Raw genomic sequence first — 20,879 nt, 5'->3', positions numbered from 1 at the left:
GGGAGTGCGGTCCGCGCCCGGTCGCGGCATCTCGACTGACCGCCACGATCAAGCTCTTGCTCGACGGCTGGATCGCCGCCACCCACTGCCACGACGGCACCAATCGGGACATCCTGCTGCCCCGCCTGGGAGGCCCCGCCGCAGCCGCAGCGCAACGGACGCAGCTCTGCGATCCCACTGCAGCAGTCCTCGAGGCCCGTCCGCTGCTACACCCGTTCCGCAACGGCTGTGCCTGGAACCCGGCCGATGAACGATACGACGCGTTCCGGATCGTGCCCCGGCCCAGCCCGCCCTGGACCATCCGCTGCGCTGCGGCCATCGCACGACGGCACTACATAACGACCGCACCCGGCTGGCCGCAACCATGATCGGATACGCGCCGTTGATGGTCGTGCCGGTGATTTACGACAACGAAATCAGTGGTCTACGGCATGGTCGGCGGGCACGCTGTCGGCATGGGTGTACTCGACATGATCGCCGATCGCGTCGCCGGCGGGGCGACGGTCGAGTTCCGCCCGACGGGGGCGTCGATGGTGCCCTTGATCCGCAGTCGCCAGCTGGTCACGGTGGCGCCGGTGGACCCCGCGCGGGTGGAGCCCCGGCGACATCGTGCTGGCCAGAGTTGCCGGGACGACCTACCTGCACCTGGTGTCCGCGATCGACACGGCCGCCTGCCGCGTGCAGATCAGCAACAATCGCGGCAAGGTCAACGGGTGAACCAGCCATCACCGGGTCTACGGCATCTGCACCGCTGTTGACGGCGTCGCCCGCCCCCGCGTGACCGGAAAGGTCCGGCTTCGCTGAAACGCGCCACACCTGTACTGGCGCTTCCGGCCCGAACCGCGGCAAGCCACCACATCACCCCCGCTTTGCCGCGCCGCCGGCCCGCCAAGACCTGCTCCATCGACCGCAAGCCCAACGATCTTGGTTTACGCTCATGCCGCCGTTGGTGCGCGACGGCTGGCGAGGGCTCGTTACCGGCGGTGACCGGCCTCGGCCTCCTGTCCTGCCGATGACTGGGCGTTCGAATCTGTTGCGGGATCGGTGCTCACTCGCCTCGTCTTGTCGTCCTGAGAGACTGGGTGCGTGACGCGCACGGTTGAGGGAGTCCGCATCTTCCGAGGTCCCCAGGGGAATCCGGAGGGTGTGCTCCGGCGCTTCGTCGGCAACACCGATGGTCACTCGCAGGCTTCGCTCGATCGCTGCAAGGAGTTGTTGATCGCGGTCACGCACTGGATTCCGCGGCGAGAAGAACTGCCGGTCAGCGTCGAGGACTGGAAAGCCCACGCACCGGACTGGTTTGTGCGTGCGTGCGCCCCGGAGATGTCTACGGCCGAGGCCGAGGAGGAACTGCGGGCTTGGAGGGCGCTCGACCAAGCGGGAAAACTCCGCTACCGAGCCGAGCAGCCATGGACCTTCGCCAACTGGATCGAATGGTTTGACTTCTCCTCTGACCTGCGGCGCTCATGGCTCTGGTGGAACGGCGGGATCAACGATGATTCCGAGTTCTGGATTGAAGTCGAGGTTTGTGAGGACCCTGCGGCTGTGGGCACCTTGACTTGGATGATGCGTGCAGCGGGGGCACGAAACGTCGTTGAGACTGGTTCCCACGACGGCCCCTGAACCGCGACCCGCCGACGCACCCAGCGGTAGCCGCGGGTGCCGCAGTGGTGGATCTCGGCGATCGCGTCCTGGGCGCGTCGCTTGGGCCGGAACCCGTATGAGACCGGCAGAAAGTCGGCCTCGAAGATCGGTTCCAACACCAGTTTGAGCGCCGCCTGGACGACTCGGTCGGCAATCGTCGGTATCCCGAGCTTGCGGACCTTCCGGAGCCGCCCGGTTTGGGGATCGTGCGTTCCCGCACCGGCAACGGCCGCAACGAACCGGCCTTGACGGCGGTTCGTTGGTCGTCCAGGAACCCGGACGCGCCCACCTGTTGCTCGATGTGCGCGACGGTGAGACCGTCCACACCGGGCGAGCGCGCCCCTTGATTCCCCGCGACCCGGCTATACGCCACGATCAGCGTCGCCGGGTCGTGCACGAAGTTGAACAGGTCATCGAACCGGCGGCCAGGATCGGCCACCGCCCAACGGTGAAGCTTGGCCTGCATCTCCGATACCCTCGACCACGGCCCGACAAGCCTCGGCCGAGGAGCATCGCCGTTCGGCGACGCGTCTTCCGGCATTGCAGCGTCCGTCCCTTCTCGACACCGCTGCCGCCCTTCCCCATGTGCACAGGCTTTCCCTGGCCCGGAGTACTACGGCGGCTCCGCCCCGCCCCGGACCGATCAGCGGTCGATGCACCCAGCCCCTCCACCCGCCGGACGCGGATGGGCAGGGGCGAGATCCGGAACGGTTCCCGTGTTCACTGAGATTCGCTCGACGAAGGAGGAGCCCGACTGTGCCCCTGCGGCATCGCTGCGGGTACGCCGCAGACCTTCCCCGCAGCCTCCCTAGCGGCATATGCCATCCGCCCCAGGAGTTCCCCGCCCGATCCACTCGCACTCGGGGCGGATACGCACCGCTTCCAGCCCACATCCACCAGGTTCGAGCTGGCGCCTGATCAAGGGGGTGTCAAACATCGGTTCTCGCGTACTCCTCTCCGTCCCGCTTGCCGGACCCGGACCATCTGGCAGTACTGGCCGGTCCCGTCGTTGTCGGGGCCGCTTCCGCCCTCCCCAGCATCACCCGGGTCAGGCTGCCCCCAGCTCCACCTCCCTGCTGCGACAGGGCCGGCGGTGAAGGTCTCACACCTCCACTCGAACCTCAGCGCCTCACGGCGCACCCACATGCTTCGGCACACGTTCGTCACCACCATGCTCGACGCCGGGGTCAGCCTCCGCGACGTCCAGATCGCCGCCCGCCACGCCGACCCCCGCACGACGATGCGCTACGACCGGGCCCGCAACAACCTCGACCGCCACCCCAACTACATCCTCGCCGCCTTCATGGCCTCCGGAACCTGACGCCGCGGTTCGCGACCATGCCGATGAGCGAGCACCCAACTGGAGGCGGTCGGGTCTCAGGAGTCTCAGGAGGCCTGCGCGTCGTCCTCCTGAAGCTGCCGGTGCGTCACACGGGTATGTCCGTCGTCGCAGGGCCGCTCGGGTGCCTCCGAGATGTACGTCGTATCGGCACCGCCGAAAACGTGCAAACCGATGTCCCCGAACTCGATCCACAAGCCTTCCATGCTCCAGCCAGCAACCAGATCCATCGGCAACTCGCCGGTAAGGTCCACGTCACCGGAGAAGTACGGGCTCTCGGTCACCGCCCATCCGGTCAGGATGCGACCGGCAACCGCAGCGAGCGGTTGGGGGTGCGCCGATCGCCACTCGTGCGGTCGGCCGACAAGTGTGAACGCGGCCCTCAGGTCGATGGTGTTCCAGCTGATCGACAAGTCGTCGGCCCAGGCGAGCTCCAGCTGCACACCGCCATCGAACACGAGCACCAACGGGATGACCGGTTGCCACCTGTCTCTTGCCAGCTCCCAGCCGACCCAGCCGGCCTGCAGCCGTTGACCCACCAGCGCGAGCAGGTTCGACCGCTGGCGACGCAATTGCTCCGGCGCGGGCACATAGTTCGACCGCCATCCGGATATCGACTCGTCCCAGGGAGTCGTCCCAGGCGTGTTCCCCACAGCGCGGATCATACGGATTTCGCAGCTGCCGTACCGGCCCGTCACACCGACAATGACCGCTGCCCTGTGGACGCTCATGCCGCGAGCGTCGCGCGGCGACCGACCTGATAATCGTTACGCTTCGTATCTCACGCCAGCGACGCATCGCTAGGTCGGCTAACGCTTGTGCCGAGTTGATCTCACTCGATCATGGCCGATCGGGCCGTCGCTGCGACGAGCCGGATCAGCCACCATGCTGCTGCCCGGCATGCCGGCGGCACCGAGTACTGGTTGCCGCGGAAGGCGACGAGGGCTTGCGCCCCGACACCAGCCGCAGCGCGTCCCAGCTGCGCCGGATACGGCGCGGGCGGCGGCGGCCGCAACGGTTCCGCGGCGGCCAGGACGGTGACGGTCAGCTGCTGCCCGTCACGCACCCGCCGGCGGGCGCCCAGCGCCGCGGACTATGGACGGCGCCCCCTGGAAGGCGCAGAACATCAGGGTGGTCCTTGCGTTCTCCTGCAGGTGGGCGATCGTCTCCGCGCCGCTGCCGTGATAGTCGAGATAGGCGACCCGGTGCCCGTCGCGTATCGCGAACGGGCCGGCCACGCCGTTGGGGTGAGATGTTGACGTGTCCGCTCGGCCCGCTCCACGCGGGCGGCACTGTCGGCGTCGACGATCATCAGCCGAGTATGGCTATGAGGAAGCGATTATCTAGGCGGGCGTGCTGCGCAGCGCGCCGACCAGGCCGGCGAACTCGGGCAGTTGCTCGGCGTCGTGCATCGCCTCACGGAGGGCCTGGTCGTGGGTCGGGCGGGCCTCTGCCAGCAGTCGCAGGCCGGCCTCGGTGACCTCGGTGTAGATGCCCCGACGGTCGTTCTCGCACAGGTAACGGCCCAGGAGGCCCTGCTGCTCCAGCCGGGTAACCAGCCGAGTGGTGGCGCTCTGACTGAGCACGACCGCGTCGGCGAGCTGCTGCATCCGCATGTGCCAACGCTCCTGACGCGACAGCAGCTCGAGCACCGAGTACTCAACGACGCTCAACCGGTGCGCGGCCTGCAGGGTTCGCTCGAGCCGTTGCTCGATCCGAGCGTGCAACCCGGCCAAGGCTCGCCAGCTCTGCGCGCACACGACGGCGTCATCGACGCCCTGTTCCCGCACCGCCATGCAACTAGGGTACACGGCCTTTGCCCATTACCAGCGTTTGCAATATCCGGCGCATGCAACTATCTTCGGAGGGCCCCCATCACCGCAAGGAGAGTCGCCTGATGCACGAATTCCCCCCGCTTCCTCCGGTCACAGACGCGGGTACTCCGCTCATGTACTCGGCCCTGCCGTGCAGCCCGACGGTGCCAGACCGCCCTCCCGGTCGGCTCCGGCTGCTCATCGCCGGTTTACTGCGCCAGCTCGCCGCGCGTCTCGCCCGAGAACTCCTGACACAGACGAGCGCCGCCCGCACGCCGCCACGGACGTGTGCCAACATGTGATCATCCTTGAGTTCCCGCCTCGTGATCGGCCGTGCACGCTCATAGCCGCGATCCCTCGCCACGAAGCGTGATGGCCAGTACGGCGGCGCCGCTTGTGGACATGCCTCGTGTCGCACGCTGTACGGCGTGACGGCGGCGATCGGCTGTCTGCTGACGAGGTCGCGTTCGGCGGTCCCGCACGTATTCGGCCAGATCGGTCAAGCGAGATCGGCCGCCGTCATGCCGGCCGGATGGTCCGATGGCCACTGCACGAGTTCGATCCTGTAGCTGTCAGGATCGGTAAACCATGTGACCATCAGCAGATGGTCCACGCACCGAAGGTGTCCCAACGGCATCCGCACATGCCGCAGAGAACGCGCGTCGTGCTACCAAAACTCATCACGGTGCGTGAGCAGACGCTGGTTCACTGGCCAGTGAGGCCTTTCGGCGGACGGTGGGACCCGAGCTCGATCACGCCGCGGTGGAAGCCGCGCAGCATCCGCCAGCCGACGTCCCCATAGGCGATCGCGAGCATGGGGTGGCCGTCGTCCGGGGGCAGCGGGTGGTAGGCGAAGTCGTGCTAGCTCAGCGGCCCGCCGCGGCCGCCGCCCCACCGCGGCGGCACCGCCGCGAAGCAGGTGTCGAGGCCCAGCAGCATGAACGGCTCTTCGGCCAGCTCCTGCAGCGCTGTGCCGATGCTGGTCTTGCCGGCCGAGGAGGCGCCGTTGAGGAACACGATCTGCGGCATGCCGGCCATCCTGCCAGCCTCGGGTCAGGCTCCCGGTTCGCGTTGCCAGGCCAGCGCGGCGGCCTGGACGGCGTCCCAGGGGCTGCCCAGCGGCGGGGTGTAGGACAGGGCGAGGTCGGTGATGTCGGCGACGGACGCGGCGTAGCTGATGGCAATGGCATAGATGTCGACGCGTTTGGCGATTTCCGCGCCGCGGTGGCCGAGGAGCTGCGCGCCGAGGAGCCGTCCGGTGCTGCGGTCGCCGGTGATGCGCGCCTGGATGGGTGTGGCGCCGGGGTAGTACGCCTTGTGGTCGTCGACGGTGACGGCGACGGTGATCGGGTCGTAGCCGGCGGCGCGGGCGGTGTCGTCGCGCAGTCCGGTGCCGGCCACGACGCGGTCGAAGACCTTGACGGCCTGGGTGCCCAGCGACCCGGCGAAGACGGCGTCGCCGCCGACGGCGTTGGCACCGGCGACCCGGCCCTGTGTGCAGGACGTGGACACCGTCGGCGGGCCCGAGCCGGTCGAGGCCGCCGATCGGCGGGACGGCGGGGACGGCACCGGTGCCGATGACGAGCCGGTCGTAGCCGAGCACCGTGGTGCCGCCGTCCGGGGTGGTGGCGGTGACGGTGTGCGCGTCGGGGTCGATGGCGACGGCCCGGTGTTCGAGGCGCAGGTGCAGGCCGGCGGCGTGCAGGTGGCGGTGGTGCGGTGGGCGAGGTTGCGCCAGTCGGGGACGTCGCCGGAGACGTGGTACGGGATGCCGCAGATGGAGAAGTTCGGGTGGCGGTCGGCGACGAGGAGGGTGACGTCGGCGGTCGGGTCGAGTTCGCGGGCGCGCAGGCCGGCGCTGATGCCGGCGTCGCTGCCGCCGATGACGAGCAGACGCATGTGTCCAGCCTTCTCGTGGGCAGGGTGGTGCCCGCCACCGGTGAGGACCTGGACCGGCGGCGGAGCAGCGGGCGCGGCGGAGCCGGGTCAGCCGGTGGTGACGGGCAGTTCGGTGATGAGCTGCTCGACGCGACGGCGGATCTCGTCGCGGATCGGGCGGACGGCGTCGATGCCCTGCCCGGCGGGGTCGTCGAGTTTCCAGTCGAGGTAGCGCTTGCCGGGGAAGACGGGGCAGACGTCGCCGCAGCCCATGGTGATGAGCACGTCGGAAGACTCCGCAGTATCCCAGTCGAGCTTGCGGGGGGTGTTGGCGGTGATGTCGATGCCGACCTCGCGCATCGCCTCGACCGCGACGGGGTTGATCTGGTTGGCGGGTTCGCTGCCGGCGGAGCGGACCTCGACGGCGTCGCCGCCGAGGTGGCGCAGCCAGCCCGCGGCCATCTGGGAGCGGCCGGCGTTGTGCACGCACACGAACAGGACGGTGGGCTTGGTGCTCATCAGGGTGGTTCCTCCGGGATGGCAGTGCGGTCGGTTCAGGAACGGACGGACTCGTCGCCGGGGTGGGCGACGACGACGTCACCGGCGGCGCTGCCGACGGACGGATAGAGCGCCAGGAGCAGCCCGACCCCGACGGCCAGGCCGACGAGCTGCGCAACGATGAACCCGGGCACCGAGACGGGGGCGATGCCGGCGAAGGTGTCGGTGAACGCGCGGCCGACCGTCACGGCCGGGTTCGCGAACGACGTCGACGAGGTGAACCAGTACGCGGCGCCGATGTACGCACCGACCGCCGCCGGGGCCACCGAGGCCCGGCCGGACCGGGCCAGGGCGAAGATCAGCAATAGCAGGCCCGCGGTCGCGACGACCTCGCCGAGCCACAGGTCGCCGCCGGTGCGGTGCTTGTCCGAGAAGTCGACCGCGGGCAGCTTGAACATCAGGTCCGCCAGGACCGCCCCGGCGATCGCCCCGACCGTCTGCGCGACGACATACCCGCCAAGGTCCCGCCCGGACAGGCCGGCGCCGGCGCGGCGTCCCAGGAACCAGTCCGCGGCCGACACGACGGGATTGAGACGGGATTGAAGTGCGCGCCGGAGACCGGGCCGAAGGTGAGGATGAGCGCGCCGAGGGCAAACGCGGTGGCGACGGAATTTTCGAGGAGTTGCAGGCCGATGTCGTCGCTGAGCCGGGTGGCCATGATGCCGGAGCCGACGACGGCGGTCACGAGCAGCGCGGTGCCGACGAACTCGGCGAGCAGCCGCCGCCACAGGGTGGGGTTCACGTGCGTGGAAGTCCTGTCCTCGGGTTGGGGCGCGGGTTAGTTGGCGGGGATGGCGAGCTGGTCGAGCAGGGTGCGGACGCGGCGTTCGAGCTCGTCGCGGATCGGGCGGACGGTGGTGACGTCGGCGTCGGCGGGGTCCTCGACGTCCCAGTTCTCGTACCGGGTGCCGGGGAAGACGGGGCAGGCGTCGCCGCAACCCATGGTGACCACGACGGTGGCCGCGCGGACGATCTCGTCGGTCCACGGCTTCGGGTACTCGTCGGTGATGTCGATCCCACGTTCGGCCATCGCCGCGACCGCGGCCGGGTTGATCTCCCGGCCGGGTTCGGACCCGCCGGACCAGTGCGCGATCGCGTCGGTCATGACGAGACTCCAGGCTGCTCGGGTCGGCGCGGGCCGGGGACGACGACGGCGGGTGCGAGGCGGGTGATCCGGTCGGCGAGGTCGGTGTAGGCGGCCTCGAACGCGGCGTCGGTGTCGATGCGGACCGGGTCCGGGACCGACCAGTGCAGCCGCGGGTGGACTGGCGCGTCGGGGCCGGCGAGGTCTTCGTGGGCGTTGTCGCAGACCGCGATGACGAGGTCGCCGTCGTGCACGACGTCGGCGACGAAGGCGGTGCCCGCCGGGTCGAGGGCGAGGCCGTGGCGGTGCGCGACCTTCACTGCCCGCGGGTGCACCCGCTGCGCCGGGTGGGTCCCGGCTGAGGCGACGGCACCGCCGACCCGGTCCCGCCACAGCGCGGCGGCCAGCTGCGAACGCGCGGAGTTGTGCGTGCACACGAACACCACCCGCTCCGCAGCGCCGAGGGCGGGCGACGCGAGGGACGCCAGGACCTCGGGGACCAGGCGCAAGTAGGTACGGCGCCGGTCGCCCTCCGACCGGGTCCGAGTAACCAGGCCGGCGTCGTTGAGGACCTTGACGTGATGGGCGACGAGGTTGGTCGGCATCCCGAGGTGCCGGCCGATCTCACCCGGGGAGGCGTCGCCCAGCACCAGGATGTCGACGATGGCGAGACGGGCGGGGTCGCCGAGCGCGGCGTGCACTCGGGCCCGCCCATACAACGAAGAAGACTCGGCGTTCATTGACTCAATGCTGGCTGAGCAATCTCGGGACGTCAAGGCGTCGGGCTACGGTACGCCGGGCGGCGGTGACAGAAAATCGCTGGTCAGCGACGGTACGGTGATCATGTGATGGAGTCGGCGTGCTCGAAGTTGGCTCGGGCGGTCGAGCATCAGCGGTTGCCGGCGCGGCGGACGCGGGAGTACCTGGCCGCCGACCCGTTCGGATTCGAGCGGTGGGACAACCTCGGCGACCCGACGGCCGACCTGGTCCGGATGCACTGGCGCCTCGATGTGCGGCAGCCGCCGCCGCGGCAGTGGAGCGTGCTGCTCGGCGACGCGGCCGCGAACCTGCGCGATGCCCTCGCCCACGCGATGTGGGCCGCGGTCCACGCGCACTCCGGCCCTCCGGCCAACCCGGCGCAGATCGAGTTCCCGATCACCCCGGACCCGGCAACCTTCCAGAAGGTTGCGAAGAAGCTGCAACCCCTCGTGGCCGCGGACGTGTGGGACATGGTCGAGCAGGTCCAGCCGTTCCGCGCCGGCCAACCGGCACATGCCGCGCCCCTGGAAGTGCTGCGGTGGCTGTCCAACGTCGACAAGCACCGGTTCATGCACGCGGTCGACTGCACCGCGATCGACTTCGGCCCCACCCTCATCAACGCGCCGGACCCGCTGCAGGTGGTCGAAGACTGGCGGTATGACGGCCCCGCCGAGCACGGGCGGGTCCTGGTCCGGCTGAAGCTGCGCCGCCCCCACGGCCGCATCACGATCGAACCGATGCCGGTGTTCGCGCACCTGTTCACCGTGCAGATCAGCGACAACCCGGTCGAGCATCGCAGCCTGGGTAGCGTCATGGACGTCACCAAGGAGACCGTCTTGGGCGTCATCGTCGCGACCACCCACTTCCTCAGCGAAGCGATGCCCGACGTCGACGGGTTCGAGCTCGGCGCCCAGCACGAGCAGTACGCCGCCGAGTTCGGCGGCGCCCTCGCCAAGGTCCACGAAGCCGACGGCGCGGTGCATCGGTACCCCTGCCGATGCCCGGCCGCTGACGCCCCGCACCGGCGGGCGACAGCCAGTCAGGCGGCGGCCGGCTCGGTGACGGCGAGCAGCGCCGCCAGCTGGCGCATGATGCCGGGCCGAGCGCGGTAGTACACCCACGTCCCGCGCCGGTCCGCGTCGACCAGCCCCGCCTCGCGCAGCGTGCGCAGGTGATGCGAGATGGTCGGTCCGGACAGCTCGAACGCCGGGGTGAGATCACAGACGCAGATCTCGCCACCGTCGGCGGACGCGATCATTGACATGAGCTGTAGCCGGACCGGATCACCGAGCGCCTTGAACGCCGGGGCGAGCACCGCGGCGGACTCCGCTAGGAGTCGCTGCTGCGCGAGCGGGGTGCAGCACGGCTCGCCCGCGTTGAGGTCGGTGACGGTGAGCACCGCCGCCTGTTTCGACATACATCTAGGTTGACAGATCTCGAATCAACGTGCAACTGTCTGATTAGACAGACGTCGATACAGCCTCGGCGACGGGCTACCAGGAGGTCGTCATGTTCCGCACGCTGCGCCGTCCCCGGCCCGAGGCTGGGGTGAGGTTCTGCGACGGCTGCGCCACGGTGTCCACCGCCGAGCAGCGCGTCAGCGCCCGGGTCGAACGCGCCCGCACCCACCTCACGGCCCTGACCGGACCGCGCTGAACAGCCCAGCCACCGACCCGATTCGTTGACCATCTGCACCATCACCTTCAGCGAAGGAGCACGACCATGAGCGAGACCACCACCACGAGCACCGGCGCGGCCGCGACGACCGGCGGGTTCGCCGGCAACCCGGCCGCCGCGCTGAGCGTCGCGGGGACCGGCGGCTGCTGCGGCAACCCGCCCGCCGCCGCCCTCGCCCTGCCGGAGCCGGCCGCGACCGGGTCGCCGTGCTGCGGCACCCCGGCCGAGGCGACCGCGGAGGGTTCCTGCTGCGGTTCCGCGGCGAAGGCCGACGCGGTCGCCGCCGGCCAGGGCTGCTGCGGATGAGCACCCCGACCCGGCCACCGGCGTCGGCTGCGGTCGCCGCCGACCGGTTGCACGCCGCCCTCGGCCGGATCGCCGGTGGGCGGATGGCCGCGACGGTCGCGGCCCTCGCCGGCGACGCGTTCGCCGGGCGGCGGGTCGGCAGCGCGGGCGGCGCGGCCGCGCGCACCTGGCTGGCCCAGCACCTCGCCGACAACGGCGCCGCGGTGACCCTGGAGCCGTTCACGGTCCCGCACGTCCCCGAGGTCTACACCACACCGACCGTGCACTGGTCCAACGGCGGCGGCGCCGAGCACCGCCTGATGTTCGGGCGGCAGGTCGCCGTGCATCTCGCGTCGGCGGACGAGGCGCTGATCCGCCGCGGCGCGCTCGCCGTCGCCGGGGCCGGCGACCCGGTCGGGCGGTGGCTGGCCGTACCGGACGGGATGACACTGTCCGACGCCTACGCCTACGCCTACGGCCACGCGCACGGCGCCCTCGGGCTACTCCTGGGGCGCGGCGTCGACGCGGACGGCTGGCAGTACACGATGCTCGCCGGGCCGAACCCCGGCCCGCTACCGATCCTCACCCTCGACACCGCCACCCACACCGCCGTCCTCGACGCCGCGAGCGCCGGCACTGGTTGGTTCGCCGGGAACACACCGATCCGGCGCCTGGAGGTGCCCGCGGCGAACGTGCACGGCCGGTGGCGTCGTGCCGCGGGTGACCTGGACGTGCTACTGACCGCGCACTACGACGGTGTCGGCGACCACCCGGGCCTGCGCCAGCCGGCCGCGGCGGACAACGGCAGCGGCGTCGCTGTCGTCCTCGAAGTTGGAAGAGTCCTTGCCGAGGTCCTGCCGGACACGGCCGGGCTGGCGGTGGCGCTGCTCGACGGCGAAGAGGCCGGGGCGCTCGGCTCCGCCCACCACGCCGCCCAGCTCCGCGCCGCCGGCGCCACCCCGCTCGTCATCAACGTCGACGGCGCCGGGAACCTCCACCAGGCGGCCACGGTCGAGGCCGGCGGCCCCGCCGACGCGCTCCTCGCGGCGCTCGACCAGGCCGGCCGGCACACCGGCCTGCCCCTGACCGCCGGGCCGATCGCCTCGGACAACCGCCGCTACGCCGCCGCCGGACTTGCCGCGATCGGGATCGGCGCGGGGATGGCTGGGTACCACAGCCCGGCCGACACCGCGGACCGCGTCGAGACGGCCACACTGACCGCGGTCGCCCGGCTCGTCGTGGCGGCCGGGTTGCTCCTGGCCGCCGACCCGGCTACCGTTTCATCGTAGATCGGCGATACACGATGAAGTTGGTGGATGATGTCGGAGCTCCTCGAGCGGGCGACCGCGGAGACGTACGCGTCGTGGTTCCGCGCGCTCGCGGACCCGTCGCGGGTGCAGATCGTGGAGTACCTGGCCCGGCAGGGCCGGCCGATGAGCGTCGGCGACCTCGTCACGGCGGTCGGTTTGGCGCAGTCGACGGTGTCGCAGCACCTGAAGATCCTCACCGAGGTCCGGTTCGTCCTGGTCGAGCCGGTCGGGACCGCGCGGCACTACCGGATCAACGAGGCGTGCATCGCGTGCTTCCCGTCCGCCGCCGACGTCGTCATGGGCCGGCCGGCGCCGACCCCGACCGGAGCGTGCGAATGACCACCACCCCGACCCGCGCGACAGTGCTCGTGCGGCCGATGACCGCCGGCGACGCCGACCGGGTCCTGGCCATCTACCAGGCCGGGATGGACGGCGGCAACGCCAGCTTCGAAGACACCGCCCCCGACTGGGCGGCATTCAACGCCTCGAAGGCGCGCGAGCACCGCTTCGTCGCCATCGACGACACCGGCATCGTGCTCGGCTGGGTCGCCGTCTCCCAGGTCTCGGCCCGCGCGGTCTACGCCGGGGTGGTGGAGCACTCCGTGTACGTCGACCCGGCGGCGCGAGGTCGCGGCGTTGGTCGGGCGCTGCTCGACGCGCTCATCGCCTCCACCGAGGCCGACGGCATCTGGACCATCCAATCGGGCGTGTTCCCCGAGAACGCCGCCAGCCTCGCCCTGCACCACGCCGCCGGGTTCCGCACCGTCGGCACCCGCGAACGCATCGGCCGACACGCCTCGCAAGGCAACCGCTGGCGCGACGTGGTCTTCATCGAACGCCGAAGCCCGCACGTCAACTAGCTCTACCCCCGCGGCCCATCCGCGGTCTGGGGCGCACTCCGCGCTGTTGATTCGACAATTGTCAAGGCAATCGAAGGAGTTCTCCGATATGACCAATCAGCTCGACGGCCTGCCCATCGTCGTCATCGGCGGCGGCCCGGTCGGCCTCGCCGCCGCCGCCCACCTCACCGAGCGCGGCATCCCGTTCACCGTCCTCGAGGCCGGCATTCAGCCCGCCGCCGCAGTCCGCGCATGGGGCCACGTGCGGCTGTTCTCGCCGTGGCGGTACAACATCGACGCCGCCGCCCGCCGCCTGCTCACCGATGCCGGGTGGATCGAGCCGGACCCGGAGGTGCTGCCGACCGGCACGCAGCTCGCCGCCGACTACCTGCAGCCCCTCGCCGACCTGCCCGCGCTCAAGCCGCACCTGCGCTACGGCGCCCGCGTCGAAGCGGTCACCCGCCTCGGCATGGACCGGCTGCGCACCGCCGGCCGCGACGCCGCGCCGTTCCTCGTCCGCCTCGCCGACGGCACCGACGTGCTCGCCCGCGCGGTCATCGACGCCTCCGGAACCTGGAGCACCCCGAACGTCCTCGGCGCCGCCGGCATCCCCGCAAACGGCGAGCACACCGCCGCCGGGTTCGTCGAGACCGCGTTGCCGGACGTCCTCGGCGCCGACCGCGACCGGTTCGCCGGCCGGCGGACCCTCGTCGTCGGGGCCGGGCACTCCGCCGCCAACACGCTGCTGTTCCTGGCCGAGCTCGCCACGCAGGAGCCGGGCACGTCCGTGGTCTGGGCGATCCGCTCGGCCAGCGCCGCCCGGACGTACGGCGGGGAGACCGCCGATGCGCTGCCGGCCCGCGGCGCGATCGGCACCCGCCTGCGCGAACACGTCGAGCACGGCACCATCGAGCTCGTCACCGGCTTCGCCGTCCAGACCCTCACCACCGCGGACGGCCGGGTCACCGCCTCCGACGGCATCCGGGAAATTACCGCGGACCGGATCGTGTCCGCGACCGGGTTCCGGCCCGACCACACCATTGCGAGCGAACTGCGCCTGGACCTGGACCCGGTCCTCGGCGCCACCCGCGCCCTGGCCCCGCTGATCGACCCGAACGAGCACTCCTGCGGCACCGTCCCGCCGCACGGCGTCGACGAGCTCACCCACCCCGAGCCCGGCTACTACGCCGTCGGAGTGAAGTCCTACGGTCGGGCGCCGACATTCCTGCTCGCGACCGGCTACGAGCAGGCTCGCTCTGTCGTCGCCGCGCTCGCCGGTGACTGGGCCGCCGCCCGCGACGTCCAGCTCGACCTGCCCGAGACCGGCGTCTGCAGCAGCGACGTCCCCCTCGACGACGCCGCGATCACCGGCGGTGGCTGCTGCGGCCCGACACCGGTCGCCACCCCGGCCGGGCGCGGCCTCGCCACCGGGATCAGCGGCGGGCTGCTGACCGCGCCGCTCAGCCTGGTCCCCGTCGTCGGCGCCGGCGAGCAACAGTCCGGCGACGCCTGCTGCGGCTGAGCATCCCGCGGATGAACACCACGACGCCGGGGGCCGCGACCTCAACCGGTCGCGGGCACCGGCTGGCGTCGCACGGCTGGCGGATCGTCGCCGCGTTCGCCGTCACCCAGACCATCGGCTACGGCTGCCTCTACTACACCTTCGCCGTCCTGCTCCACCCCATCGCCGACGACCTGCACACCAGCCCCACCGCAGTCACCGGCGCGTTCACCACCGCCATCCTGGCGTGGGCCGCCGCCGCGATCCCCGTCGGGCGCTGGCTCGACCGCCACGGCGGCCGCGCCCTCATGACCGTCGGCTCGGCCGCCGGAGCGCTGCTACTCGTGGCGTGGTCCCGCATCGAGGCACTCTGGCAGCTCTACGCCGTCTTCGCCGCCCTCGGCGTCGCCATGGCCATGGCCCTCTACGACGCCGCCACCGCCGTCATCGTCACCTGGTTCGACACCGACCGGCGACCCCGCGCGATCCTCGCGATGATCGTCGTAGCCGGGTTCGCCTCGACCATCTTCATGCCGCTCACCGGCCAGCTCGAGCACCGCTACGGCTGGCGCACCACCCTGCTGATCCTCGCTGTCCTCTACGCGGCGCTCGCCGTCCCGCTGCACGCCATCGCGGTCCGCGCGCCCGCCACCCGCCCCGGCCGAACCGCCCCGCCAAGCCCGGCGCAACGGGCCGCGGCGGTCCGCGCGGCTCGCCGCGACGGCCGGTTCTGGTGGCTCGCCGTCGCGTTCATCGCGCACAGCGCCGCGATGAGCACCATGACCGTCCACCTCGTCGGGTTCCTCGTCAGCCGCGGCCACCCCGCCACGTTCGCCGCCACCGCCGCCGGGCTCCTCGGCGTGCTGTCGGTCACCGGCCGGCTGCTGCTCACCGGCGCCCGTCGACGCCTCCCGCTCACCACCATCGTCGCCGCCGTGTTCACCATCCAGGCCATCGCCGCCGCCGCGCTGCCGTTCATCGCGGACACCCGTGCCGGGGCCGTCGCGGGTATCATCGCCTTCGGAATCGGGTTCGGCGTCTCGTCCCTCGCCGCCCCCGCGCTGCTCGCCGACCGGTACGGCACAACCGCCTACGCCACCATCGCCAGCACCCTCAACACGCCAGTCACTCTCGCCAAAGCCGGGGCGCCGCTCGCCGCCGCCGGCCTCACCTCGCTCACCGGCCACACCGGCGCGCTCACCGCCATCGCGGCCGCCTGCACCCTCGCCGCCGTAGGCATCCTCGCCCGCGCTGACGCTGCGCCTGCCGGATACCTCGTCCATGCAGCTCAAGCGGCATGTTGATACTCGTGAAGGACACCGCCGAGTCGGTCTCGTCGGCGTATGTCGAGGCGGGCGATTCGTCCTCGATCCGTGATCGGCGTGGGGACAGCTCGTAGGGGTGCGGCTTGCATCATGGCCTGGTGGGCGCGATGAGCGTTGTAGAACTGCTCATACTGGCGCAGAGCATAGCGTAGGTGCCGTTCGTTCCAGATCAGCGTGCGGTCAAGCAGTACGTGGCGGCAGGACTGCACCCATCTCTCCATGATCGCGTTCATTCTCGGGACCCGAACGCCGCAGCGGACGGTCTGGATGCCGGCGTCGGCGAGGACCTCGTCAATGATGGCGGGGAACTTCCCGTCTCGGTCCCTGATCAGGTAACGCGCCCGGCAGCCCACGTCCTCGAGATCCATCACGAGGTTCTTGATGGCCTGCGCCACCCAGCCCGCGGTCGGATGCGCGGTGGTGCCGAGGATGCGGATACGGCGATTGGCGTGCTCGATGACGGCGAGAATGTACTGGCGCTGCCCGGTCAGGGTGACGGTCTCGATGAAGTCGCAGGCGAGCAGCGTTTCGGCTTGGGAGCGCAGGAAGTCGGCCCAGGTCGTGCTGCTTCGCTGGGGCGCGGGGTCGATGCCCGCGGTCTTGAGGATCTCCCAGACGGTGGAGGGGGCGACCTTGATACCGAGGGTGGCGAGCTCGCCACCCTCGCCGGTACCCCCAGTTCGGGTTCTCCCTGACCAGGCGCAGGACGAGGGCGCGTATGGAGCGGACCGTGGGTGGGCGTGCGGGCCGCTTGGGTCGGCAGGTGCGCGCGTGACGCTGATGCATCAGGTCGCGGTGCCAGCGCAGGACGGTGTCCGGTCGCACCAGCAGCCGCAGTCGGTGCAGTACCTGGCGGGGCAGGGGCGCGAGAAGAGCGGCGAGGAAAACCCGGTCCTCGGCTGCGAACTTCACCCGGTCAGCGCCGAGTTGCCGCTGCAGGACGGTGATCTGATGCCGCAGCGCCAGAATCTCCACGTCCTTGTCCCGGTCCCCCACCGGCAGCAGCCGCAGCGCGGCGAACGCGTTCGTGACAGTCAGATAAGCCAGGCGCAGCAGCACGAGAGAGCATCCTGCCGCGTTCCACTCCGGTCTTGACGGCCGCGCGACGAGTTGACCAGGAGGAGGTAGACAGGCCCCGCCACCTGCACCGACGGCATTCTCGGCAGGCGCAAGGTCGATCCGCGCGGGAGGTCAGGCTAGATGTTCGCAGGCGGTGTAGGCGGCCTGGTATTCCGGGGTGCGAGGGTCGAGCCCGGTCGCCGGGACAGCAAGTTCCCTGGGTTGTTCGACGCCGTTCTCAAGGATGCGGGTGTCGAGGTCGTACTCAGCGAGATCCGGATGCCGCGCATGAACGCGATCATGGAGCGGTGGGTCCGACCTGCCGTCGTGAGGTGCTGGACCGGACGCTGATCTGGAACCAGCGGCACCTGCTGCACGCCCTGCACGAGTACGAACGCTTCTACAACGAACACAGGCCCCACCAGGGCATCGTCAACGCCCGCCCACTGCACCCCTTGCCCGCACCGATCGGCGATCCGGAACGGATCGCCCGCCTCAACATACGAAGACGCGATCATCTCGGCGGCATCCTCCATGAATACGAACATGCCGCCTGACCTGCCCGGATGACATTCTCGGCAAGCGCAGGGCCCTGGCGCACGCGATGTCCTTCGACCGGGTCCGCGTGTTCGACAGCCTCTTCCCGGACGCCGCGCCGGCCGCCACCGCCGCCCTCGCATGACAGTTGGGGCGGGACCCTCGCGGATCCCGCCCCATCACTGTCCTATGTGGAGTTACGACCAGGACGACCGGTCCGTGGAGACCAGCTGCCCCGGAATAACCTGACCCTTCGTGTACAGCTCGGTGTAGGCCCAGTACTCGCCGTCCTCGGGCAGTGGCGCGTCCGGGCGCAGCGTGAACCCGGACGACACGCCGCGCTGCACGGTGGCGGGCAGGTTCAGCGTGGCCGGCAGGTACTTCCCGGTGCGGCTGAGGACGACGTGACCGAGCCGGTAGTTCACGACGGGGCCACCGGACCACCGCGCGAACACGTACGCCGTGTACTTGCCGGGCTCCGGCAGGAACACGTACGCCTGCTCCGAGCTCTTCCAATCCCAGATGCTCTTGTACACGAGCTTGTCGCCCTTGTACAGGTAGAGATCCAGGTTGGTGTCCGGGTCGTCGTCGGCGGTCTCCACCACGATCCCGGCCGCGTTCGCCGGCACCGTGAAGGTGTGCGCCTGCACGCCGGCGGCGTGCGGGTCGAAGACCCCACCGTCGACCCCGGCGGGCATCGAGTACGAGTCCCACGCCATCTTCGTGTAACCCGTCGAGCGCCCGGCCAGCGGTCCGGTGAAGCCCGGCTGCTGGTAGCCGTAGGCGCCGCTGGCCATCCGCCCGAACTGCTCGCCCTCGTCACCGTACGGCTCCGGGGTGATGCCCCACGGGCGGGCGGCGACCGGAATCCGTACACTGTGGACGGTTCCGCGCCAGGTGATCGCCCCGGCCACGTACCGGTCCCACGGGGCGCTGCCCCGGCGCAGGGTGACAGTCACCGTGGCGGTCTTGCCCGGGGCCACCGTCACCGTGTCCGGCGTCACCGTCACCCGCATGCCGGCGAGGCCGCCGACGGAGGCGCGGTACGTCTCCGACTTGGCGCCGACGTTGGTGAGCGTACGGGTCACCGTCACCGGTGCCGTCCCGTCGTACTCGTGCAGCAGGACCGACGGCAGGTTGAGCTCCCGGCCGTCCGGCTGCGCGGTCTGGCTGAACGAGACCAGGTCCGCCGGGTCCGGTTCGATCACCAGCCCGGGGTCGGCGGCGCGCGTCAGGTCGACCAGGCCGCTGCCCTGGTACAGCGGATCGGTGGTGCCCACGGTGTCGGTCGCGGTGGTACGCAACGCCGAGGCGAGCGCGCCGGGCGACCAGTCCGGGTGCTCGGCGCGCAGCACCGCCGCCGCACCGGCCACATACGGCGCCGCCATCGAGGTACCCGAGTACGCGTCGTACTGGCGCCCGAAGTCGCCCACCGGGGACACCGCCGCGACGATGTCGGCGCCCGGCGCGACCAGATCCGGCTTGAACACACCCGGAGCCACGTGGTTCGGCCCCTTCGACGAGAAGTCCGCGACGCTGGGCAGGCCGGGCAGGCTGGAACCGTCGCCACCCGACGCCAGCCGCGCGGTCCCGTCGGTTGGGTGGCGCATCAGGTAGTTGAAGAGCGTGCCGGCCTGCTGCGCGGTGTTCAGGTACAGCACCGGGAAGTCGTAGACGTAGTTGACCCGGAAGTTGCCCTGCGGGTCGAACAGCAGCATCGCCGCCGCACCCTTCGCCTTCACCTCGGCGGCCTCGCTGAACGGGTCCTCCAGGGCGCACGCCACCACGAAGCCCTTCACCTTCGCCGCGTCCAGGCTGCCCGGTTCGCAGTACGCCGCACCATTCGCCAACGAGCCGGCCTGGTCACCGAAGACCAGCGGGCGGCCCTTTCCGCCCGGCAGCGGGTCGAGGCTGGCGCCGACGAGCGTCGTACCGTCGCCCAGCCGCAGCGTGCCCTCGTCGGCCTTCGTCACCGCCGCGCCGACCGTGGTGATCCACGGCGCCGCGTTGCTGATCGACCCGGTCATGCCGTCGTTGCCGGCCGCCGCCGATACGAAGATTCCGGCCAGCGTGGCGTTGAGGAAGGCCTGGCCGACCGGGGTGTTCGCGTCCCAGTCGCCGAACGTGACGCCGATCGAGTAGTTGAGTACCTGGACGCCGTCGCCGATGGCGGCGTCGATGGCGCTGATGATGTCGCCGTCGTACCCGTACCCGCCCCAGAGCACCTTGTACACGGCGATCTGCGCGTCCGGCGCGACACCGGAGACCGAGCCGAAGTCGCGGCCGGCGATGGTGACGTTCGAGACCGGCAGCCCGGCGGCGGTCGACGCGGTGTGGGTACCGTGTCCCTCCACGTCGAGCGGGGAGAGGACCTCGCCGTCCGGCAGCGCGCCGCCGGTGCTCGCGAGATACGTATCGGCGAAGTACCGGGCGCCGAGGATCTTGCCGTTGCAGAACTCGGCCACGAACCGCACGCCGGTCTGGCAGGTACCGTGCCAGTCCGCCGGTGCCGCCATCTGCTTGGCGAACGAGGGGCTCGTCGGCCAGATCCCGGTGTCCAGCACCCCGATCACGACGCCCGCGCCCGTACCGCGGCCCGATGCCGGCGCGGCCGGCTTCGCGTCCGCAGATGCGCTGGGCGTCGCCGTCGTACCGGCGGTACCCGCGCTCGTGGCGACCACCCGGGCCGCGGTGACGGCACGGACCCGCTTGTCCGCCTTAAGCGCCGCGACCTGCTTCGTGGTCAGCTTCGCCGAGAAGCCGTTGAACGCCGTGGTGTAGACCTCGCCGGCCGTGACGCCGGCGGCCGCGGTCACCGAGCCCCGTTGGGCGTCGAGGTGCCGGCGGTACGCCTTCGCCGCCGCCGAGTTCGCGTCCAGCCGCTTGCCCGGCTCGGGCCGGGTACGGGCGAGCCCCGCGACGCCGCCCGGGTACGTCGTCACCGGAGCCTCGGCCAGCTCGACGATGTACGCACCCGTGCCATTCTTGTCCACAGTGGGCCCTGGGGCGGCCTGGGCGGCGCTGGACGGGTGGCGGGCCGCGCCGTCGGTCAGGGTGGCCCGGTCGTGGCTGCCCCAGTCGAAGCCGCCGGTACCGGCCGGGTCCGACCCCGGCGGTGCCGCCGAAGCCGGTCGCGCGTGACCGACCGTACCGGCGGCGAACGCGAAGACCAGCAGGGCTACCGCCAGTCTTCGCCGACCGTTCTTGCTCGCCCTCGTACCCACCGGGCTCCCTCCTCAGTTGCCTGTCGCGTGCCGTGCTGCCCTCAGT

26 protein-coding genes and 1 pseudogene are annotated in these 20,879 nt (G+C 71.0%); 14 read left to right on the top strand and 13 right to left on the bottom strand.

Annotated features, from left to right (window positions below; genetic code table 11):
- Positions 1-56 precede the first annotated feature (56 nt).
- The 3 genes from ACPPVO_RS24045 to ACPPVO_RS24035 all read left to right on the top strand — a co-directional run bounded on the left by ACPPVO_RS24045 (position 57) and on the right by ACPPVO_RS24035 (position 2,965).
- Complete coding sequence (locus ACPPVO_RS24045; protein ID WP_426513408.1) at positions 57-368, top strand: hypothetical protein; 312 nt, start codon at positions 57-59, stop codon at positions 366-368.
- Positions 369-1,086: 718 nt separating this feature from the next.
- Entirely contained in the window at positions 1,087-1,623 is a 537-nt protein-coding gene (locus ACPPVO_RS24040; RefSeq protein ID WP_426513407.1) for a hypothetical protein, read from the top strand.
- A 1,165-nt stretch (positions 1,624-2,788) separates the two neighbouring features.
- Positions 2,789-2,965: a tyrosine-type recombinase/integrase gene (locus ACPPVO_RS24035; protein ID WP_426513406.1), complete on the top strand. Its 177-nt coding sequence runs from the start codon at positions 2,789-2,791 to the stop codon at positions 2,963-2,965.
- Between the two features lie 65 nt (positions 2,966-3,030).
- On the opposite strand, the gene ACPPVO_RS24030 is transcribed toward ACPPVO_RS24035, so the two are convergent.
- The 10 genes and pseudogenes from ACPPVO_RS24030 to ACPPVO_RS23985 all read right to left on the bottom strand — a co-directional run bounded on the left by ACPPVO_RS24030 (position 3,031) and on the right by ACPPVO_RS23985 (position 9,057).
- On the bottom strand, positions 3,031-3,714 hold the full coding sequence (locus ACPPVO_RS24030) for a hypothetical protein (RefSeq protein WP_426513405.1): 684 nt from the start codon (positions 3,712-3,714) through the stop codon (positions 3,031-3,033).
- Between the two features lie 101 nt (positions 3,715-3,815).
- Positions 3,816-4,049 (bottom strand): hypothetical protein, encoded by a 234-nt coding sequence (locus ACPPVO_RS24025; RefSeq protein ID WP_426513404.1) that lies wholly within the window; start codon positions 4,047-4,049, stop codon positions 3,816-3,818.
- 277 nt (positions 4,050-4,326) lie between these two features.
- On the bottom strand, positions 4,327-4,779 hold the full coding sequence (locus ACPPVO_RS24020) for a MarR family winged helix-turn-helix transcriptional regulator (RefSeq protein ID WP_360386376.1): 453 nt from the start codon (positions 4,777-4,779) through the stop codon (positions 4,327-4,329).
- Positions 4,780-5,658: 879 nt separating this feature from the next.
- Positions 5,659-5,826, bottom strand: coding sequence for a phosphotransferase-like protein (locus tag ACPPVO_RS24015; protein WP_426513403.1), 168 nt, complete (start codon positions 5,824-5,826; stop codon positions 5,659-5,661).
- A gap of 24 nt (positions 5,827-5,850) precedes the next feature.
- Complete coding sequence (locus ACPPVO_RS24010) at positions 5,851-6,696, bottom strand: hypothetical protein (RefSeq protein ID WP_426513402.1); 846 nt, start codon at positions 6,694-6,696, stop codon at positions 5,851-5,853.
- Between the two features lie 87 nt (positions 6,697-6,783).
- Positions 6,784-7,194, bottom strand: coding sequence for an arsenate reductase ArsC (locus tag ACPPVO_RS24005; RefSeq protein ID WP_426513401.1), 411 nt, complete (start codon positions 7,192-7,194; stop codon positions 6,784-6,786).
- Between the two features lie 35 nt (positions 7,195-7,229).
- Complete coding sequence (locus ACPPVO_RS24000; protein WP_426514969.1) at positions 7,230-7,754, bottom strand: hypothetical protein; 525 nt, start codon at positions 7,752-7,754, stop codon at positions 7,230-7,232.
- Positions 7,755-7,828: 74 nt separating this feature from the next.
- Positions 7,829-7,918: pseudogene (locus tag ACPPVO_RS23995) on the bottom strand (aquaporin family protein); the annotation flags it as partial.
- Positions 7,919-8,011: 93 nt separating this feature from the next.
- Positions 8,012-8,338 (bottom strand): heat-shock protein HtpX, encoded by a 327-nt coding sequence (locus ACPPVO_RS23990; RefSeq protein WP_426513400.1) that lies wholly within the window; start codon positions 8,336-8,338, stop codon positions 8,012-8,014.
- Entirely contained in the window at positions 8,335-9,057 is a 723-nt protein-coding gene (locus tag ACPPVO_RS23985; RefSeq protein ID WP_426513399.1) for a MarR family transcriptional regulator, read from the bottom strand. The genes ACPPVO_RS23990 and ACPPVO_RS23985 overlap by 4 nt, the downstream gene beginning before the upstream one ends.
- A gap of 105 nt (positions 9,058-9,162) precedes the next feature.
- On the opposite strand from ACPPVO_RS23985, the gene ACPPVO_RS23980 reads away from it, so the two are divergent.
- Positions 9,163-10,188 carry a hypothetical protein gene (locus ACPPVO_RS23980; protein WP_426513398.1) on the top strand — a complete coding sequence of 342 codons (1,026 nt, stop codon included), beginning with the start codon at positions 9,163-9,165 and terminating at the stop codon, positions 10,186-10,188.
- On the opposite strand, the gene ACPPVO_RS23975 is transcribed toward ACPPVO_RS23980, so the two are convergent.
- Positions 10,116-10,493, bottom strand: a complete 378-nt coding sequence (locus ACPPVO_RS23975) for an ArsR/SmtB family transcription factor (RefSeq protein ID WP_426513397.1) — start codon at positions 10,491-10,493, stop codon at positions 10,116-10,118. The genes ACPPVO_RS23980 and ACPPVO_RS23975 overlap by 73 nt on opposite strands.
- A gap of 92 nt (positions 10,494-10,585) precedes the next feature.
- On the opposite strand from ACPPVO_RS23975, the gene ACPPVO_RS23970 reads away from it, so the two are divergent.
- From ACPPVO_RS23970 to ACPPVO_RS23940, 7 genes are all read left to right on the top strand, one after another.
- Positions 10,586-10,732: a hypothetical protein gene (locus tag ACPPVO_RS23970; protein ID WP_426513396.1), complete on the top strand. Its 147-nt coding sequence runs from the start codon at positions 10,586-10,588 to the stop codon at positions 10,730-10,732.
- A gap of 66 nt (positions 10,733-10,798) precedes the next feature.
- Entirely contained in the window at positions 10,799-11,059 is a 261-nt protein-coding gene (locus ACPPVO_RS23965; RefSeq protein ID WP_426513395.1) for a hypothetical protein, read from the top strand.
- On the top strand, positions 11,056-12,327 hold the full coding sequence (locus ACPPVO_RS23960) for a M28 family metallopeptidase (protein WP_426513394.1): 1,272 nt from the start codon (positions 11,056-11,058) through the stop codon (positions 12,325-12,327). Before ACPPVO_RS23965 ends, ACPPVO_RS23960 begins: the two co-directional genes overlap by 4 nt.
- A gap of 30 nt (positions 12,328-12,357) precedes the next feature.
- Positions 12,358-12,687, top strand: a complete 330-nt coding sequence (locus ACPPVO_RS23955) for an ArsR/SmtB family transcription factor (protein ID WP_426514682.1) — start codon at positions 12,358-12,360, stop codon at positions 12,685-12,687.
- Entirely contained in the window at positions 12,684-13,208 is a 525-nt protein-coding gene (locus tag ACPPVO_RS23950) for an N-acetyltransferase family protein (RefSeq protein ID WP_426513393.1), read from the top strand. The genes ACPPVO_RS23955 and ACPPVO_RS23950 overlap by 4 nt, the downstream gene beginning before the upstream one ends.
- 88 nt (positions 13,209-13,296) lie before the next feature.
- Entirely contained in the window at positions 13,297-14,709 is a 1,413-nt protein-coding gene (locus ACPPVO_RS23945) for an FAD-dependent oxidoreductase (protein WP_426513392.1), read from the top strand.
- An 11-nt stretch (positions 14,710-14,720) separates the two neighbouring features.
- On the top strand, positions 14,721-15,992 hold the full coding sequence (locus tag ACPPVO_RS23940; protein ID WP_426513391.1) for an MFS transporter: 1,272 nt from the start codon (positions 14,721-14,723) through the stop codon (positions 15,990-15,992).
- Here ACPPVO_RS23940 and ACPPVO_RS23935 read toward each other — a convergent pair.
- Positions 15,977-16,234, bottom strand: a complete 258-nt coding sequence (locus ACPPVO_RS23935; RefSeq protein ID WP_426514681.1) for an integrase — start codon at positions 16,232-16,234, stop codon at positions 15,977-15,979. The two genes, ACPPVO_RS23940 and ACPPVO_RS23935, sit on opposite strands and share 16 nt — an antisense overlap.
- On the opposite strand from ACPPVO_RS23935, the gene ACPPVO_RS23930 reads away from it, so the two are divergent.
- The 3 genes from ACPPVO_RS23930 (at position 16,166) to ACPPVO_RS23920 (ending at position 17,629) form a co-directional block, all read left to right on the top strand.
- Positions 16,166-16,708, top strand: coding sequence for a hypothetical protein (locus ACPPVO_RS23930; RefSeq protein WP_426514968.1), 543 nt, complete (start codon positions 16,166-16,168; stop codon positions 16,706-16,708). The two genes, ACPPVO_RS23935 and ACPPVO_RS23930, sit on opposite strands and share 69 nt — an antisense overlap.
- A gap of 76 nt (positions 16,709-16,784) precedes the next feature.
- Positions 16,785-17,108: a hypothetical protein gene (locus ACPPVO_RS23925; RefSeq protein WP_426513390.1), complete on the top strand. Its 324-nt coding sequence runs from the start codon at positions 16,785-16,787 to the stop codon at positions 17,106-17,108.
- A gap of 296 nt (positions 17,109-17,404) precedes the next feature.
- Positions 17,405-17,629, top strand: a complete 225-nt coding sequence (locus ACPPVO_RS23920) for an integrase (protein ID WP_426513389.1) — start codon at positions 17,405-17,407, stop codon at positions 17,627-17,629.
- Positions 17,630-17,806: 177 nt separating this feature from the next.
- On the opposite strand, the gene ACPPVO_RS23915 is transcribed toward ACPPVO_RS23920, so the two are convergent.
- Positions 17,807-20,833 (bottom strand): S8 family serine peptidase, encoded by a 3,027-nt coding sequence (locus ACPPVO_RS23915; protein WP_426513388.1) that lies wholly within the window; start codon positions 20,831-20,833, stop codon positions 17,807-17,809.
- Positions 20,834-20,879: the final 46 nt, after the last annotated feature.

It is taken from the genome of Dactylosporangium sp. McL0621 (assembly GCF_049995355.1).
Classification (GTDB): Bacteria; Actinomycetota; Actinomycetes; order Mycobacteriales; family Micromonosporaceae; genus Dactylosporangium.
The sequence above is the reverse complement of the archived record's forward strand: the minus strand, read 5'-3'. Positions and strand labels throughout refer to the sequence as shown.

Excerpts from the sequence above, each read along its gene's own strand:
- ACPPVO_RS24035 (WP_426513406.1), top strand. The coding sequence starts at position 2,789 with ATGCTTCGGCACACGTTCGTCACCACCATGCTCGACGCCGGGGTCAGC.
- ACPPVO_RS23940 (WP_426513391.1), top strand. The coding sequence starts at position 14,721 with ATGAACACCACGACGCCGGGGGCCGCGACCTCAACCGGTCGCGGGCAC.
- ACPPVO_RS23950 (WP_426513393.1), top strand. The coding sequence starts at position 12,684 with ATGACCACCACCCCGACCCGCGCGACAGTGCTCGTGCGGCCGATGACC.
- ACPPVO_RS23975 (WP_426513397.1), bottom strand. The coding sequence starts at position 10,493 with ATGTCGAAACAGGCGGCGGTGCTCACCGTCACCGACCTCAACGCGGGC.
- ACPPVO_RS23955 (WP_426514682.1), top strand. The coding sequence starts at position 12,358 with ATGTCGGAGCTCCTCGAGCGGGCGACCGCGGAGACGTACGCGTCGTGG.
- ACPPVO_RS23990 (WP_426513400.1), bottom strand. The coding sequence starts at position 8,338 with ATGACCGACGCGATCGCGCACTGGTCCGGCGGGTCCGAACCCGGCCGG.
- ACPPVO_RS24015 (WP_426513403.1), bottom strand. The coding sequence starts at position 5,826 with ATGCCGCAGATCGTGTTCCTCAACGGCGCCTCCTCGGCCGGCAAGACC.
- ACPPVO_RS23970 (WP_426513396.1), top strand. The coding sequence starts at position 10,586 with ATGTTCCGCACGCTGCGCCGTCCCCGGCCCGAGGCTGGGGTGAGGTTC.
- ACPPVO_RS23965 (WP_426513395.1), top strand. The coding sequence starts at position 10,799 with ATGAGCGAGACCACCACCACGAGCACCGGCGCGGCCGCGACGACCGGC.
- ACPPVO_RS23945 (WP_426513392.1), top strand. The coding sequence starts at position 13,297 with ATGACCAATCAGCTCGACGGCCTGCCCATCGTCGTCATCGGCGGCGGC.
- ACPPVO_RS24010 (WP_426513402.1), bottom strand. The coding sequence starts at position 6,696 with ATGCGTCTGCTCGTCATCGGCGGCAGCGACGCCGGCATCAGCGCCGGC.
- ACPPVO_RS23985 (WP_426513399.1), bottom strand. The coding sequence starts at position 9,057 with ATGAACGCCGAGTCTTCTTCGTTGTATGGGCGGGCCCGAGTGCACGCC.
- ACPPVO_RS24030 (WP_426513405.1), bottom strand. The coding sequence starts at position 3,714 with ATGAGCGTCCACAGGGCAGCGGTCATTGTCGGTGTGACGGGCCGGTAC.
- ACPPVO_RS24020 (WP_360386376.1), bottom strand. The coding sequence starts at position 4,779 with ATGGCGGTGCGGGAACAGGGCGTCGATGACGCCGTCGTGTGCGCGCAG.
- ACPPVO_RS24005 (WP_426513401.1), bottom strand. The coding sequence starts at position 7,194 with ATGAGCACCAAGCCCACCGTCCTGTTCGTGTGCGTGCACAACGCCGGC.
- ACPPVO_RS23935 (WP_426514681.1), bottom strand. The coding sequence starts at position 16,234 with ATGGAGAGATGGGTGCAGTCCTGCCGCCACGTACTGCTTGACCGCACG.
- ACPPVO_RS23960 (WP_426513394.1), top strand. The coding sequence starts at position 11,056 with ATGAGCACCCCGACCCGGCCACCGGCGTCGGCTGCGGTCGCCGCCGAC.